The sequence below is a fragment of the Pseudomonas urmiensis genome, from assembly GCF_014268815.2.
Classification (GTDB): domain Bacteria; phylum Pseudomonadota; class Gammaproteobacteria; order Pseudomonadales; family Pseudomonadaceae; genus Aquipseudomonas; species Aquipseudomonas urmiensis.
On sequence record NZ_JABWRE020000001.1, the window covers coordinates 731,765 to 746,644 of the forward strand.

Sequence of the window (14,880 nt, forward strand, 5' to 3'; positions counted from 1 at the left end):
ACATAGCGGGATCGGTACTTCGTGTCATCTTCGCAGTTGATGACAACTTCTCCGCGCCATTGACGGCATATTGAAGTCAATCGATCAGCTTGATTGCCTTGAAGGCCACACTCCATGAAAGCATTACTGATTCTTGCATTGGTCGGTATGTCCTCGTTCGCCCTCGCCGATGAGGTCCAGCCTGTTTCCAGCCAGTCTGTCGTCGAGCAGTACGATTACTCAACCAACCTCGACATCAAACGCGTGATCAGCCTGTCGACCATCCCCAATGTCTGCGAAGTGGTGCCTGCCACCATGACTTACGAAGACCATCAGGGCCACGTCCACACCATCCAGTACCGCGCCATGGGTGAAGGCTGCAGCCAGGGCTGATCAGCCCAGCCCCAAGGCCTGTCGCACGGCTTCCAGCCCTTGTTTGAGTTGTGCCCGGCTGGTAGCCGCCGACAGACTGATGCGCACGGCCTGCACTTGTTCGACGCCAATTGCGAAGACACTCGCTGGCACCACCTCTACGGCGCGTTCACGGCATTTGCGCACCACCGCTTCTGCGCTTTCGCCGGTGGCGACCCAAATATGCGGTGAAGGGATAAGGCCGTTGACCAGCGCCTCGCCCAGCAGACTACGCGCCAAGCGCCAACGCACTTGAATTTCTGTGCGATTGCAGGCCAGGCGGCGTGCTGCAGTGCCGTCTTCTAGCCACTGACCGGCGATGCGCAAATTCAAGGGTGAAACTGGCCAATGGGTGGCTTGGCTGTGCGGATCGATCTGCGCCAGCAGCGCTGGACGGGCAACGATCCAACCCAGGCGCAGACCGGCGGCGACGGTTTTCGACAGGCTGCTGATGAGGATGCCCTGGCCATCGAGCAAGGGGTACAAGGGCGGTTGATCGGTCAGCGCGCCATACACGTCATCCTCGACCACCAGCAACTTGTGGCGCTTGACCACCTCGGCGATGGCCTGGCGCCTGGCGGCGTCCATGCAACTGCCGGTGGGATTGTGCAGGGTCGGGGTGATCACCAATAGCCGCGACCCACTGGCGCGCGCCACGCGGTCCAGCTCATCCGGACGCAGGCCGTGCTCATCCAGGGCCACCCCGTGCACCGGCAGGCGCAACTGGCGACAGGCGGCCTTGATGCCGGGGGCGGTCAACGCCTCGACCATCACCGGCGCGCCATCGGCACACAGCGATTGCAGCACGCAGCCCAGCGCCTGCTGCGCGCCCCCACACAGCAGCAGTTCATCGATTGCCAGCGTCAGCCCGCGATTGGCCAGCCAGCGCGCGCCGTGCAGGCGGCCCAGGAGCAATTGCTCGGCGTCCAGGTAATGGTCGAGTAGTTCACTGGCACCCTGATCGAGCAGGGCGCGCAGACTGTGTTGCAGATCGTGGCTGTGCGGGTCGACCACCGGCACATTGGTCGACAGGTCGATCACCTGCTGCTGTGCGTCATGCCGCTTGAGGCGAAACAGCGTCGCCTCCTTGCTGCCCGCCAGGACATAGGTGCCTCGGCCCACTGCGCCTGCGACCAGATGGCGCGCGGCAGCTTCGCGATAGGCTTGCTGGGTGGTGCTGGGGTTGAGCCCCAGTTTCCAGGCCAGGCGCCGCTGCGGTGGCAGGCGCTCACCGACTTTCAATTCGCCGCGCTCGATCGCCTCGGCAATCGCCTCGACCAGCGCCAGATAGCGCGGCTGGCCATTCTCAGCAAGGTTGGGAATCCACACGAAATTGCTACCCATGCAATATATCGATTTACCCATACAATGCCCTGCGCCTAGGATCGGATCAACCTCAGCCCCGATGAAGGATGATCGCCATGTTCGACCTGCCTGCCCTGCGTGAAGCCGCCGCTTTCGTGCACCAGCATGTTCCCGCCACCGCTCAGCACGCTTGGCCTTTGCTGGCCGAGCGGGTGGGCTGCAAGGTGTGGGTCAAGCACGAGAACCATGCCCCTACCGGTGCATTCAAGGTGCGTGGCGGGTTGGTCTATGTGCGCTCGCTGCTGGCCAGCGGCAAGCCGCCACGCGGGCTGGTCACGGCTACCCGCGGCAACCATGGCCAGAGCATGGCGCTGGCCGCGCGCCAGGCGGGTATCCCATTGGTGATCGTGGTGCCTGAGGGCAACTCGCGGGAAAAAAACGCTGCCATGCGCGCGCTGGGCGCCGAGCTGATCGAGCATGGGGTGGACTTTGACGTGGCTCGCGAGGAGGCTGCCAGGCTGGCCGCTGAGCTTGGCTACGAGATGGTGCCGTCGTTCCACGCTGAACTGGTGCGCGGCGTGGCGACGTACGCGCTTGAGTTGTTCGAAGCAGTGACGGATCTCGATTGCGTCTACGTACCGATCGGCATGGGCTCAGGGATCTGTGGCCTGATCCAGGCGCGCAATCTGCTGGGGTTGAAGACGCAGATCGTTGGCGTGGTGTCCAGCGCTGCCGATGCCTATGCGCAGAGTTTCGAGCGGGGCCGGATCGTCACCACCGCGACGGCCGATACCTTTGCCGATGGCATGGCGTGCCGTGTACCTCACCCTGATGCCTTCGCTCTGATCCGCGAACATGCGGCGCGGATCGTGCGGGTCAGCGACGAGGAGATTGCCCAGGCCATGCGCATTTACCACGAGACCACCCATAACACCGCTGAAGGCGCAGGTGCCGCCGCTCTGGCAGCGTTGCTCCAGGAGCGCGACAGCCAGCAGGGCAAGCGGGTGGCGGTGGTGCTCAGTGGGGCGAATATCGATCGCCAGCGTTATGCACAAGTGCTGCTGGATTAAGCCGGCAGGGAGTGGCGCTGCGCGTTAGCGTGTAGAAGGTTTCGGCATCAGCAATTTGTTCCAATACAATTTGCCGTATCTTCCGTTAGATAGCTGCTTGCCCTTTCGTAGTCGAGCCCCCATGCCTTTTTCCAATGGTTTTCTCCTTAGCCTGTCCCTGTGCCTGGACATCGGCATTGCCAATATCGCCATGATCACCCTGGCCATGCAGCGCGGCTTTGTTCAGGGTTTCTGGCTGGGGCTGGGCACCTGCGTGGGTGATTTGGTCTATGCCGTTGCAGCGCTGGCGGGGATGACGGTGTTGCTGCAGTTCGAGACTGTGCGCTGGGTCTTGTGGCTGGGCGGCTCGGTGTTGCTGGTGTGGTTTGCCGTGAAGATGCTGCTGGCGGCCTGGCGCGGTGGGCACATGGATGGCCGGGCCGAGGTGGTGGTGGAGTCGGGCTGGCGCGAGTTTTTGCGCGGGATCTTCCTGGCCATGTCGTCGCCCAGCGCGATTCTCTGGTTCGCCGCAGTGGGTGGGGTGCTGATCTCCCGTTCAGGGGCCGGCAGCATGCTGGATGCGGGGTTGTTTCTCAGTGGCTTCTTTGCCGCTGGGTTGCTCTGGTGCGTAAGCCTGTGCGGCATTGCCAGCCATGGCGGGCGTTTGCTGGGGGATCGCTTGCTGACCTGGTCATACCTGCTGTCGGCGGCGATCTTCTGCTACTTCGCGGTGTATGTGATTGTCTCGGGTTATCGGGAATTCATCCTGGTCGCGGCATAGCACTGCGGGGTAACGCCGTGTACGCGGCGATAGGCGGTGATGAAGTGGCTTTGGTCATAAAAGCCCAGGTCCAGCGCGACGTCTCGCGGGTGTAGGCCGATGCGCAAACGGCGCCGGGCTTCGATCAGGCGCAGTTGCATGTGGTACTGCAAAGGCGCCAGGCCGGTGGCCTTCTTGAAGCAGCGTACGAAATGGTACTTGCTCAGGCCGGCCGCTTGCGCCAGTTGATCGAGTTCCAGGCGCAGGTCCAGGTGCGCGCGCATCAAGGCCAAGCTGTTGGCGATGGCAACAGAGTGTTCTGCTGGTGATTTCGATGGTTGCTCCAGCAGTTGGGCGAGTACCAGTAACAGTGCTTGTTCGCGCTGATCATCAGGCGCCTGGGCCAGTTCGAGCAAGGCGCTGAACAGGGCAGGGTGGTGCAGGATGCCCTGCTCGAAGCTGGGAGGCTGGGTGGTCGAGCGTAGGTTGTTGTCGCCGATGACCTGGCTCATGGCTTGGGTGCTGAGGTGCAGGCTGATGTACTCGACGCCTCCTTCAGCGAACTCCGAGGCCTGTATTGCCAGTGGGTTGTAGAGCGTGACCTGGCCTGGCGGGACTTCTAGTTCGCGGCCGTCGAGCCAGATCTGTTCGTGGCCGCTTAGGTTGGCGCCCAGTACGTATTCGTCATGGGTGTGCCTTGCGAAGTGTGCGCTGCCGTTGGCTCGTACCCATGAGAGATCGAGCTGCGGGGAGGCGTGCAGGGGTTCGCAGGTCAATGGCATGGGGACTTCCTTGGTGGGTGGTGTAACGCTAGCGGAGCTGGGGTTGGGGGGCAATGCTGGATTTGGTGTTCTGGTGTTCTGGTGTTCTGGTGTTCTGGTGTCGGGGGCTTATCCGTTTTTTGGGGTGCTGCTAATGGCCCCTTCCGCCCTTACGGCGGGTCACTTTTTGGCAAACGCCCCAAAAAGTAACCAAAAAGGTCTGCGCTCCACCATCCGGCCCTCCGCTGCGCTACGGGTCCCTTCGCGCCGGCGCCTTCCGGGCCCGCGCGGCCTACGATTTGCTGCGCAAATCTACATCTCGCGCCTTCGGCTGCGCCGAAGGGTGCTGGCGCACCTGGCCCTACAGGCACCTCTGCTCAGCCTCCTGAAGTCGCGAATCTGCGGCGCCTGGACTTGCGCGCACGAAAATCAAGAGCAGCGAATCGCTACGCTCTCGCCAAAGGCAAAGGCAAAGGCAAAGGCAAAGGCAAAGGCAAAGGCAAGGTTTGAATTTTTCTTTTGTGTTGTTTGTTCCGGCCTCTTCGCGGGCAAGCCCGCTCCCACAGGTACCGCGCGGTTCTTCCGGCTGGCGGTGGACCTGTGGGAGCGGGCTTGCCCCGCGATGGCGTCCGACTATCCACCACACCTGGCACTATCGCCAGATAACGCCAGCCCAGTCGCCGCCACTAACTTCGCGACTTCAGGAGGCCGAGCGTAGGTGTCTGGAGGGCCAGGTGCGCAGCACCCTTCGGCGTAGCCGAAGGCGCGAGATGTAGATTTGCGTAGCAAATCGTAGGCCGCGCGGGCCCGGAAGGCACCGAAGCGAGGGAACCCGAAGCGCAGCGTAGGGCCGGATGGTGGAGCGCACGGCTTTTGGTTACTTTTGGCCACGACCAAAAGTGACCCGCCGTAAGGGCGGAAAGGTGACTCAGCGCCACCTTCGCCAATGGATATGCTCAAAACTCTAAAAGCCCAAGCCCAAGCCCAAGCCCAAGCCCAAGCCCAAGCCCAAGCCCAAGCCCAAGCCCAAGCCCAAGAACCTCCAAGCCCAAGCCGCGAAAAAACAATTCCCAACCAACCTGTCGATTTCTCCCAAGCCCATTCGACCAACCATGAAGCCCCAGCAACCTCCTACACCAAGCACTCATGACCGATCGGAGAAACCACAGATGAACAGCGCAGCCGAAACCGAAATCCGCCAACTGATCGACACCTGGATGCAAGCCGTCCGCGACCGCGACCTAGACGGTATCGCCGCCCCTTACGCCGACGACATCCTCGCCTTCGACGCCATCAAAGAGCTGCAATTCAAAGGTAAGGCCGCCTACCGCGCCCACTGGGAAATGTGCATGAGCTTCTGCACCGGCCCGATGGTGTTCGAGATGGAACAACTGACCATACATGCCGACGGTGACCTGGGCTTGGCCCATTGGCTCAATCGCTGCGGCCCGTCGGATGACCAAAGCCAGTGCGGCTTCATGCGCGCCACGGTCGGCTATCGTCGTAGCGGTGGGCAATGGCAGGTGATCCACGAGCATTGGTCAGCGCCGTTCGACATGGAAACCCAGAAAGCCCTGTTCGACCTCAAACCTTGAACTGAAAACCCCCGGGTTTATCGCCAAACGCACTGTGCGCAAGCGCTGGAGACGACCATGAAATACCTGTGCCTGGTCTATTGTGACGAAGGGCTGCTGCACAGCCTGCCCGAGAGCCCGCAAGACGCCGAGTGCCAAGCCTACGCGGACTCATTGCATGGCTCCGGGCGCATGCTTGCGGCCGAGGCGCTCAAGTCGGTGCAGACAGCCACCACGGTACGCGTGCGCGCTGGCCACATGAGCCTGACCGACGGGCCCTTCGCCGAGACCAAGGAGCAGTTGGCCGGTTTCTATCTGGTCGATGCTCGCGATCTGAATGAGGCGTTGAACATTGCCAAAGGCATTCCTGCCGCACGCGTGGGCAGTGTCGAGGTGCGCCCGGTACGCGAACTGCAACCCTGACAGCGGAGCACAATAACAATGACCGACGCCCAACCTGGCCCGCAACACGAACTGTCCATCAGCCGCCTGATCGATGCGCCTGCAGCCAAGGTGTTCCGCGCCTGGAGCGAACCGGAGTGGCTTATGCAGTGGTGGGGGCCGCACGGCATGACCACCCCCGAATGCGAGATGCAGCTGTGGGTTGGCGGTCTGTTCCGCACCCTGATGCGCGCCCCCGATGGTACTGAGTACCCTAACCAGGGCGTGTTCCTGGAGATCGCCGCACCGCGGCGGCTGGTGTTCACCGATGCCTTCGGGCCGGGCTGGGTGCCATCGGAGAAGGCTTTCATGACCGCTGTGGTGACGTTCGACGACGAGCTGGGCAAGACCCGCTACACCGCCCGCGCCTGGCACTGGAATGCTGCCGACTGCCGCGCCCATGAAGAAATGGGCTTTCATCAAGGCTGGGGAGAAAGCCTGGACCGCCTGGTGGAGGTGGTCACCCAGCGGATGCCTGATTGATGCTTGGCCCAGAGCGCGTACGTGAGCAAGTCGAGGCGGTCTATCGGCGCGACTCGCGGCGCATCCTGGCGACCCTGATTCGCCTGTTGGGCGACTTCGACCTGGCCGAGGAGGCCATGCACGATGCCTTCTTCATCGCCGTCGAGCGCTGGCAGCGTGATGGCATGCCGGATAACCCGCGCGCCTGGCTGGTCTCGACTGGGCGCTTCAAGGCCATCGATGCCTTGCGTCGGCGCATGCGTTTCGATCGCTCCCAGGCGGATTTGATCATGCTGCTGGACAGTGAGGGGCGTGATCCCAGTGAGGAGGAGTTACTCGCCGATGACCGCCTGCGGTTGATCTTCACCTGCTGCCACCCAGCCCTGGCGGCCGATGCCCAAGTGCCGTTGACCCTGCGCGAGGTGTGTGGCCTGACTACCGAGCAGATCGCCCGGGCATTTCTGCAGAGTCCGGCGACCATCGCCCAGCGCATCGTGCGTGCCAAGGCGAAGATTCGCGACGCAGGCATTCCGTATCAGGTGCCGGAGATGGCTGAGCTGCCTGAGCGTCTGGAAAGCGTGTTGCGCGTCATCTACCTGGTGTTCAACGAAGGTTACCTGGCCTCCTCGGGCGAGGATCTGGTGCAGCGCGAGCTGTGCGATGAAGCCATTCGCCTGGGGCGCCTGCTGGTTCAGTTGTTGCCCGACCCCGAGGTGCTTGGCCTGCTGGCGCTGATGCTGCTGCAAGCTTCGCGGCAGCGTGCGCGCAGCGATGCGCAAGGAGAGCTGGTGCTGCTCGACCAGCAAGACCGCAGCCTGTGGGACCGTCAGCAGATCGCCGAAGGCATCCAGCTGGTGGAGCAGGCCTTACGCAGTCGGCAGTTTGGTGGGTACAGCCTGCAAGCGGCGATCGCCGCAGTGCATGCCCAGGCTGAGCGGGCAGAAGACACCGACTGGCAGGAGATCGTCGGCTTGTATGACGTGCTGCTGCGGTATTGGCCGTCAGCTGTGGTCGAGCTCAACCGCGCAGCGGCACTGGCCAAACGCGATGGTGCGCAGGTGGGCTTGGTGGCGGTGCAGGCGATTCTGGATCGGGGGGAGCTGCGCGATTATCACTTGGCGCATGCGGCCAAGGCAGAGCTGCATGTTCAGTTGGGGCAGGTTAGCAAGGCGCGTGCTGCCTGGCAGCAGGCCCTGGCGCTTACCCAGCAGGGGCCGCAGCGGCGGTATATAGAGCGGCGGTTGAAGGCGCTGGAATGAGCGCAGGGGGGTCAGCTCTGGCCTCATCGCGGGACAAGCCCGCTCCCACCTGTCCGCCCTATCAGGGAGGCGTGGGAGCTGGCGCAGCCTGCGATGATCGCCCGCACAGGCGCCAAATGACGCAATTCAATCAATCAGCTGGCAACAAAATTCGGCGGCGAAACCAGGTCGACGGTCTGCTGCTTACGTGGCGCGAGGATCTCGGCCTCGCCCGATACCACCAGTTCATCGTTCTGGTTGTACACATTGGTGGCGATGCGCACCTTGAACTTGGGCAGCTTTTCCAGAATCTCCAGGCGCACGGTCAGGGTGTCGCCAATCTTCACCGGCTTCTGGAAGCTCATCTGCTGACCCAGGTAGATGGTGCCCGGGCCAGGCAGGGTGCAGGCTACTGCCGCACTGATCAGCGCGCCGCTGAACATGCCGTGGGCAATACGCTCGCGGAACATGCTCTTGGCCGCGAACTCGGCATCCAGGTGCACCGGGTTGTGGTCACCGGACATCGCGGCGAACAGCTGAATGTCACGTTCTTCGACGGACTTCTCAAAGGTGGCTTTCTGACCCACTTCGAGGGCTTCGTAAGGGGTGTTGGTGACCTGGGTCATCAGGGCTTCCTTGTAGGCGGACGAGGGCGCATATCATTCACTGCGAGCAGGGCGGCCAAGGGCCAGCGCCTGTTCGAGCCAGCCGAGTATATCGGCGCAGACCTCGTCGCGATTGGTTTCATTGAGCAGCTCATGCCGCGCCTGAGGGTACAGGCGCAGCTGCACATGTCGATTGCCGGTCGCGCTCAAGGCGGCGGCCAGATCCTTGAGACGCTTGCCGGCACTGACCGGATCACATTCGCCGCCAATTACCAGGATCGGCAGGTTCGGATCAATCTGCGCCAGGTTACCCGGCTGGCTGATTTGCGCCAGGCCTTGCAGTAGATCGAGCCACAACTGGTTGCTGCAACGAAAGCCGCACAAGGGGTCGGCGACGTACTTGTCGACCTCTTCAGGGTCGCGGCTGAGCCAGTCGAAGGCGGTACGGTTAGGCTTGAAGGCCTTATTGAACGAGCCAAACGACAGCCACTCGATCAGCGCACTCTTGCCCATGGCACCTTGGCGCCAGGCTTCGACGCGGGCAATGGCCGCAGCCGCTCGATAGAGCGCTGGCGGCTGGAAATTCGAACCGCTGAGGATCGCCCCCTGCACACTGGCGCTGTGATGCAGCAGGTAGGCCTGGGCAATGTAGCTGCCCATACTGTGGCCGAACAGGAACAGCGGAGTCCCCGGATACGTCTGGCCGATGTGCTGGGCGAGCAGGCCGAGGTCGTTGACCACGGCATTCCAGCCATGATGGCGGGCAAACAGGCCCAAGTGGCCAAGCTCGGCGGTACGCCCGTGGCCGCGCAGGTCAGGGGCGAACAGGGCAAAGCCTGCCTCGCTCAGGGCATGACCCAGGCGGCGGTAGCGCCCAGCGTGCTCGGCCATGCCGTGGGCCAGCAACACAGCGGCCTTGACCGGTGTAGTTGGCAGCCACTGATGGACGTACAGGCTGCAATGCTCGCTGGCAGGCAGCCAGAAGGCGTCATGGGGCATGGCGGGTCCTTTGCGCGCGGGTTCGAGCACAGTTTATGCACAATCGGCCAAATTGCAGGAAGGGCACAAATAAGATTCACAATGTTAATGGCAGCACTTGGCGTATTTGCCACCTCCTGCTTACCTGCTAACGTCGGCTGAACGCCTAATTGCCATCAGGCAATCAGGTCAGGGACGGTCCAGGCAAAGAGGAACAACAATAAATGCAAGCCGATTTCTGGAATGACAAGCGCCCGGCGGGCGTGCCTTCCACCATTGATATCCATGCTTACCGCTCCGTCGTCGAAGTGTTCGAGCGCTCCTGCAAGCGTTTCGCCGACCGCCCGGCGTTCAGCAACCTGGGCGTGACCCTCAGCTACGCTGAGCTTGAGCGCCATTCGGCGGCCTTCGCCGCCTGGCTGCAGCACAACACCGATCTGGCCCCTGGGGATCGCATCGCGGTGCAGATGCCCAACGTGTTGCAGTACCCCATCGCCGTGTTCGGCGCCTTGCGCGCCGGGCTGATCGTGGTCAATACCAACCCGCTGTACACCGAGCGTGAGATGCGCCACCAGTTCAAGGATTCCGGCGCCCGTGCCCTGGTCTACCTGAACATGTTCGGCAAGCGCGTACAGGAGGTGCTACCCGATACCGGCATCGAGTACCTGATCGAAGCGAAAATGGGCGACCTGCTGCCCACGGCCAAGGGCTGGCTGATCAATACCGTGGTGGACAAGGTCAAGAAGATGGTGCCGGCCTTCAACCTGCCGCAGGCAGTGCCGTTCAAGCAGGTGCTGCGCCAGGGCAGGGAGCTGACCCACAAACCAGTGCCGCTGACCCTCGACGACATCGCCGTGCTGCAGTACACCGGTGGCACCACGGGCTTGGCCAAGGGCGCGATGCTGACCCACGCCAACCTGGTCGCCAACATGCTCCAGGTGCTCGCTTGCTTCTCCCAGCACGGGCCGGACGGGCAGAAGCTGATCAAGGAGGGCCAGGAGGTAATGATCGCACCGCTGCCGCTGTACCACATCTATGCGTTCACGGCGAACTGCATGTGCATGATGGTCACTGGCAATCACAACGTGCTGATCACCAACCCGCGGGATATTCCGGGCTTCATCAAGGAACTGGGCAAGTGGCGTTTCTCGGCTCTGCTCGGTCTGAATACCTTGTTCGTCGCACTGATGGATCACCCAGGCTTCAAGTCGCTGGATTTCTCTGCGCTGAAGGTCACCAACTCCGGTGGCACGGCGCTGGTCAAGGCCACCGCCGAGCGCTGGGAGAGCCTCACCGGCTGTCGCATCGTCGAAGGCTATGGCCTGACCGAAACCTCGCCGGTGGCCAGCACCAACCCCTATGGCCAGTTGGCCCGGCTGGGCACGGTAGGCATTCCGGTGGCAGGCACCGCCTTCAAGGTGATCGACGATGATGGCAACGAGTTGCCGCTGGGTGAGCGTGGCGAGCTGTGCATCAAGGGCCCGCAGGTGATGAAGGGCTACTGGCAGCAGCCCGAGGCGACCGCCCAGGCGCTGGATGCCGAGGGCTGGTTCAAGACCGGGGATATCGCGGTGATCGACCCCGATGGCTTTACCCGCATCGTCGACCGCAAGAAAGACATGATCATCGTCTCCGGCTTCAACGTGTATCCCAACGAGATCGAGGACGTGATCATGGGCCATCCACAGGTGGCCAACTGCGCGGCAATCGGCGTGCCGGACGAGCGCTCGGGCGAGGCGGTGAAGTTGTTCGTGGTACCGCGTGAGGGCGGGGTCAGCGTCGAGGAGCTCAAGGCCTACTGCAAGGCCAACTTCACTGGCTACAAGGTGCCCAAGCACATTGTCCTGCGCGATTCGCTGCCGATGACCCCGGTAGGCAAGATCCTACGCCGGGAGTTGCGCGACATCGCTTGATCACCTGCTGTCCTTCGCCATCGCGGGGCAAGCTGGCTCTCACGTATAAAACAGACGTGGCAGCGAGCTTGCCCCGCGATGGCGTTCAAACCCCTCTAAAATGCGCAATACAGCCCGATTTGCGACATTTTGGTTAAATACTCTAAAAATGACTCATATAATTCATTGAGTCATTTTCGTGACCGTCAGGCCTGTTTTGGCCTCTAGGCGACCCCTGGTAAAGCTGTTACTCTCGGCCCGCTTTCAGAGGATACGGTTTGCAATGAACCGTCATCTCATATCAATAATAAACGCATAAACGCGTGATGAATTCGCTGTTGCTGAAGGAGTGGGCTTCCATGATCGAAAATTTTTGGAAGGATAAGTACCCAGCCGGGATTACGGCGGAAATCAATCCTGACGAATTCCCCAATATCCAAGCGGTACTCAAGCAGTCCTGCCAACGCTTTGCCGACAAACCGGCCTTTAGCAACCTGGGCAAAACCATCACCTATGGCGAGCTGTATGCCTTGTCAGGAGCTTTTGCTGCCTGGCTGCAACAGCACACCGACCTCAAGCCAGGTGATCGGATTGCCGTACAGCTGCCTAATGTCCTGCAATACCCTGTAGCCGTATTCGGCGCCATGCGCGCTGGGCTGATCGTGGTCAACACCAACCCGCTGTACACCGCGCGGGAGATGGAGCACCAGTTCAACGACTCCGGCGCCAAGGCCTTGGTGTGCCTGGCCAACATGGCCCACCTGGCTGAAAAGGTCGTGCCCAAGACCCAGGTCAAGCATGTCATCGTCACCGAAGTGGCCGACCTGCTGCCGCCGATCAAGCGCCTGCTGATCAACAGCGTCATCAAGTACGTGAAGAAGATGGTCCCGGCGTACCACCTGCCAGGCGCCGTGCGCTTCAACGATGCCTTGGCCAAAGGCCATGGCCAGCCGGTTACCGAGGCCAATCCGCAGCCCAACGATGTTGCCGTGCTGCAGTATACCGGTGGGACCACCGGTGTGGCCAAGGGCGCCATGCTCACCCACCGCAACCTGGTGGCCAACATGCTGCAGTGCCGGGCACTGATGGGTGCCAACCTGCATGAAGGGTGCGAGATCCTCATCACCCCGTTGCCGCTGTACCACATCTATGCGTTCACCTTCCATTGCATGGCCATGATGCTGATCGGTAACCACAACGTGCTGATCAGCAACCCGCGCGATTTGCCGGCCATGGTCAAGGAACTGGGCAAGTGGAAGTTCAGCGGTTTCGTTGGCCTCAATACCCTGTTCGTGGCCCTGTGCAACAACGAAGCCTTCCGTGCTTTGGATTTCTCGGCGCTGAAGATCACCCTGTCTGGTGGCATGGCCTTGCAACTGAGCGTGGCCGAGCGCTGGAAGACCGTCACCGGCTGCGCCATCTGTGAAGGCTACGGCATGACCGAGACCAGCCCGGTAGCAGCGGTCAACCCGGCCGAGGCCAACCAGGTCGGGACCATCGGCATTCCGGTGCCCTCGACCCTGTGCAAGGTCATCGATGACAACGGCCAGGAGCTTGGCCTGGGTGAAGTCGGCGAGCTGTGCGTGAAGGGCCCGCAGGTGATGAAGGGCTACTGGCAGCGCGAAGACGCTACCGCCGAGATCCTCGACGCCGACGGCTGGCTGAAGACCGGCGACATTGCCCTGATCCAGCTCGATGGCTACATGCGCATCGTCGATCGCAAGAAAGACATGATCCTGGTCTCGGGCTTCAACGTGTACCCCAACGAGCTCGAAGACGTCCTGGCCGGTTTGCCGGGCGTGCTGCAGTGCGCTGCGATTGGCGTGCCGGACGAGAAGTCGGGCGAGCTGATCAAGGTGTTCATCGTGGTCAAGCCAGGCATGACCCTGACCAAGGAGCAGGTGATGGAGCACATGCGCGCCAACGTCACGGGCTACAAGGTGCCGCGCTACATCGAGTTCCGCGATGCGTTGCCGACCACTAACGTCGGCAAGATCCTGCGCCGTGAGTTGCGTGACGAAGAGCTGAAGAAGCAGGGCTTGAAGAAGATCGCCTGAGGTCCAGACGACTTCGAACAGGCGGCATGGGAGCGGGGCAAGCCCGCTCCCATGAGGGCTCTAGCGTAGTTTTTCCAGCATCTGGTAGTACCACATCCCGGCCGCCAACAGCGGATTGCCCAACAGATCCCCCATCGGCACCTTGATGTGCTTGCACGCCGCAAAGGTGTCGAACTTCTCCAGCGTCCCCGTCAGTGCCTCGGCCATGATCTCGCCCATGATGTGACTGGTGGCGATGCCGTGCCCGGAATAGCCCTGGCAGTACCAGACATTCTCCGAAAGCTTGCCCAACTGCGGAATGCGGTTGACCACGATGCCCATCGCACAGCTCCACTGGAACTCGATCGGCACGCCCTTGAGCGCGGGGAAGGTGCGCTCGATGCACGGTCGCAGCTCGCCGGCGATATCCCGCGAATCCTTGCCTGAATAATTGGCGCCACCGCCGAACAGCAAGCGCTTGTCGGCTGTCAGGCGGTAGTAGTCGAGGACGAAGCGGCAGTCGTACACCGCCAGGTCCTCGGGGTTGATCTGCGCGGCCAGTTCCCCCAGGGGTGCGGTGGTGACGATGCCGCCCATGGCCGGGAAGATCTTGCCCTTGAGCTGGCGCTTTTCCAGCTTGTGGTAGACATCGCCGGCCAGCATCACCTGGCGGGCCTCGATCAGGCCCTGGGCAGTGACCACCGCCGGGCGCGGGCCGTGGATGATCTCCAGCACTTCGGAGTTTTCAAAGATCAGCGCGCCCAGGCTGTGGGCGGCGCGGGCCTCGCCCAGGCACAGGTTGAGCGGATGCAGGTGCAGGTTGCGGCGGTTCTTCAGGCCGCCCAGGTACAGCGGGCTTTGCAGCTGGCGAGCCACCGCTTGGCGATCAAGCAACTCGACTTGATCGCCCATGCCACGACGCTGCGCCTCGGCCTCAAAGCTGCGCAGCTCGTCCATGTGCGAAGGCTTCATCGCCGCATGCAGATGGCCGCGCTTCAAGTCGCAATCGATGCCATAACGCTGCACTCGCTGCTCGATGATCTGGTGGCCGCGCCAGCGCAGCTGCCAGATGAAGTCGTCGACTTCGGCGCCGAGCCGATCGCGCATTTGCGTGCGCATCGCTTCATCGCCCGACAGGCTGCCGGTGACCTGGCCGCCGTTGCGCCCGCTGGCGCCCCAACCAATGCGGTGGGTTTCGACGATCGCCACCTTAAGGCCGCGCTCGGCCAACTCCACGGCGGTGGCGACGCCGGTGAAGCCACCGCCGATGATCGCCACGTCGACCTGATGGGTGCCCTGCAGGGTCGGGTATTGGGTCGAATCGTTGAGGGTGGCGCTGTAGTAGGACGGCGCGCGCTGGGCCGCGCCGTTGTTCAGTGCTGCGTTCAT

General features: G+C 62.2%; 14 protein-coding genes. 9 read left to right on the forward strand and 5 right to left on the reverse strand.

The annotated features are described in order from the left end of the window. Window positions 1-114 precede the first annotated feature (114 nt). Entirely contained in the window at window positions 115-372 is a 258-nt protein-coding gene (locus HU737_RS03390; protein WP_186557437.1) for a DUF2790 domain-containing protein, read from the forward strand. Here HU737_RS03390 and HU737_RS03395 read toward each other — a convergent pair whose 3' ends face one another. Beyond that, window positions 373-1,719 carry an aminotransferase-like domain-containing protein gene (locus HU737_RS03395; protein WP_496198506.1) on the reverse strand — a complete coding sequence of 449 codons (1,347 nt, stop codon included), beginning with the start codon at window positions 1,717-1,719 and terminating at the stop codon, window positions 373-375. It lies immediately after the preceding gene. A gap of 92 nt (window positions 1,720-1,811) precedes the next feature. On the opposite strand from HU737_RS03395, the gene HU737_RS03400 reads away from it, so the two are divergent. Both HU737_RS03400 and HU737_RS03405 read left to right on the forward strand, forming a co-directional pair. After that, window positions 1,812-2,765: a threonine dehydratase gene (locus HU737_RS03400; RefSeq protein ID WP_186557435.1), complete on the forward strand. Its 954-nt coding sequence runs from the start codon at window positions 1,812-1,814 to the stop codon at window positions 2,763-2,765. A gap of 121 nt (window positions 2,766-2,886) precedes the next feature. Then, the gene (locus HU737_RS03405) at window positions 2,887-3,525 is read left to right on the forward strand and encodes a LysE family translocator (RefSeq protein ID WP_186557434.1); all 639 of its coding nucleotides are present in this window, start codon (window positions 2,887-2,889) and stop codon (window positions 3,523-3,525) included. Here HU737_RS03405 and HU737_RS03410 read toward each other — a convergent pair. Then, window positions 3,495-4,286: a helix-turn-helix domain-containing protein gene (locus HU737_RS03410; protein ID WP_186557433.1), complete on the reverse strand. Its 792-nt coding sequence runs from the start codon at window positions 4,284-4,286 to the stop codon at window positions 3,495-3,497. The two genes, HU737_RS03405 and HU737_RS03410, sit on opposite strands and share 31 nt — an antisense overlap. A 1,148-nt stretch (window positions 4,287-5,434) precedes the next feature. On the opposite strand from HU737_RS03410, the gene HU737_RS03415 reads away from it, so the two are divergent. From HU737_RS03415 to HU737_RS03430, 4 genes are read left to right on the forward strand one after another with little or no spacing between them, the layout of a single operon-like run. Next, window positions 5,435-5,860, forward strand: coding sequence for a YybH family protein (locus HU737_RS03415; protein ID WP_186557716.1), 426 nt, complete (start codon window positions 5,435-5,437; stop codon window positions 5,858-5,860). A 57-nt stretch (window positions 5,861-5,917) separates the two neighbouring features. Further along, a complete protein-coding gene (locus HU737_RS03420) occupies window positions 5,918-6,262 on the forward strand; it encodes a YciI family protein (protein ID WP_186557717.1) in 345 nt (114 codons plus the stop codon). An 18-nt stretch (window positions 6,263-6,280) separates the two neighbouring features. After that, window positions 6,281-6,763 carry an SRPBCC family protein gene (locus tag HU737_RS03425; protein ID WP_186557718.1) on the forward strand — a complete coding sequence of 161 codons (483 nt, stop codon included), beginning with the start codon at window positions 6,281-6,283 and terminating at the stop codon, window positions 6,761-6,763. Further along, complete coding sequence (locus tag HU737_RS03430) at window positions 6,763-8,001, forward strand: RNA polymerase sigma factor (protein ID WP_186557719.1); 1,239 nt, start codon at window positions 6,763-6,765, stop codon at window positions 7,999-8,001. Before HU737_RS03425 ends, HU737_RS03430 begins: the two co-directional genes overlap by 1 nt. 134 nt (window positions 8,002-8,135) lie before the next feature. Here the strand turns inward: HU737_RS03430 and HU737_RS03435 are convergent, their stop codons facing one another. Together HU737_RS03435 and HU737_RS03440 are read right to left on the reverse strand one after the other, a co-directional pair. Next, window positions 8,136-8,606, reverse strand: a complete 471-nt coding sequence (locus HU737_RS03435; RefSeq protein ID WP_186557720.1) for a MaoC family dehydratase — start codon at window positions 8,604-8,606, stop codon at window positions 8,136-8,138. Between the two features lie 33 nt (window positions 8,607-8,639). After that, window positions 8,640-9,584, reverse strand: a complete 945-nt coding sequence (locus tag HU737_RS03440) for an alpha/beta hydrolase (RefSeq protein ID WP_186557721.1) — start codon at window positions 9,582-9,584, stop codon at window positions 8,640-8,642. 203 nt (window positions 9,585-9,787) lie between these two features. Here HU737_RS03440 and fadD2 point away from each other — a divergent pair, with 203 nt between their 5' ends. Further along, window positions 9,788-11,476 carry a long-chain-fatty-acid--CoA ligase FadD2 gene (gene fadD2 / locus HU737_RS03445; RefSeq protein WP_186557722.1) on the forward strand — a complete coding sequence of 563 codons (1,689 nt, stop codon included), beginning with the start codon at window positions 9,788-9,790 and terminating at the stop codon, window positions 11,474-11,476. Between the two features lie 338 nt (window positions 11,477-11,814). Further along, window positions 11,815-13,512, forward strand: a complete 1,698-nt coding sequence (fadD1, locus tag HU737_RS03450) for a long-chain-fatty-acid--CoA ligase FadD1 (RefSeq protein ID WP_186557723.1) — start codon at window positions 11,815-11,817, stop codon at window positions 13,510-13,512. A gap of 60 nt (window positions 13,513-13,572) precedes the next feature. Here the strand turns inward: fadD1 and HU737_RS03455 are convergent, their stop codons facing one another. Beyond that, on the reverse strand, window positions 13,573-14,880 hold the full coding sequence (locus HU737_RS03455) for an NAD(P)/FAD-dependent oxidoreductase (RefSeq protein WP_186557724.1): 1,308 nt from the start codon (window positions 14,878-14,880) through the stop codon (window positions 13,573-13,575).

Coding starts and splice junctions, on each gene's coding strand:
- HU737_RS03425 (WP_186557718.1), top strand. CDS start 6,281: ATGACCGACGCCCAACCTGGCCCGCAACACGAACTGTCCATCAGCCGC.
- HU737_RS03430 (WP_186557719.1), top strand. CDS start 6,763: ATGCTTGGCCCAGAGCGCGTACGTGAGCAAGTCGAGGCGGTCTATCGG.
- fadD1 (WP_186557723.1), top strand. CDS start 11,815: ATGATCGAAAATTTTTGGAAGGATAAGTACCCAGCCGGGATTACGGCG.
- HU737_RS03420 (WP_186557717.1), top strand. CDS start 5,918: ATGAAATACCTGTGCCTGGTCTATTGTGACGAAGGGCTGCTGCACAGC.
- fadD2 (WP_186557722.1), top strand. CDS start 9,788: ATGCAAGCCGATTTCTGGAATGACAAGCGCCCGGCGGGCGTGCCTTCC.
- HU737_RS03390 (WP_186557437.1), top strand. CDS start 115: ATGAAAGCATTACTGATTCTTGCATTGGTCGGTATGTCCTCGTTCGCC.
- HU737_RS03405 (WP_186557434.1), top strand. CDS start 2,887: ATGCCTTTTTCCAATGGTTTTCTCCTTAGCCTGTCCCTGTGCCTGGAC.
- HU737_RS03415 (WP_186557716.1), top strand. CDS start 5,435: ATGAACAGCGCAGCCGAAACCGAAATCCGCCAACTGATCGACACCTGG.
- HU737_RS03440 (WP_186557721.1), bottom strand. CDS start 9,584: ATGCCCCATGACGCCTTCTGGCTGCCTGCCAGCGAGCATTGCAGCCTG.
- HU737_RS03400 (WP_186557435.1), top strand. CDS start 1,812: ATGTTCGACCTGCCTGCCCTGCGTGAAGCCGCCGCTTTCGTGCACCAG.
- HU737_RS03435 (WP_186557720.1), bottom strand. CDS start 8,606: ATGACCCAGGTCACCAACACCCCTTACGAAGCCCTCGAAGTGGGTCAG.
- HU737_RS03455 (WP_186557724.1), bottom strand. CDS start 14,880: ATGAACGCAGCACTGAACAACGGCGCGGCCCAGCGCGCGCCGTCCTAC.
- HU737_RS03410 (WP_186557433.1), bottom strand. CDS start 4,286: ATGCCATTGACCTGCGAACCCCTGCACGCCTCCCCGCAGCTCGATCTC.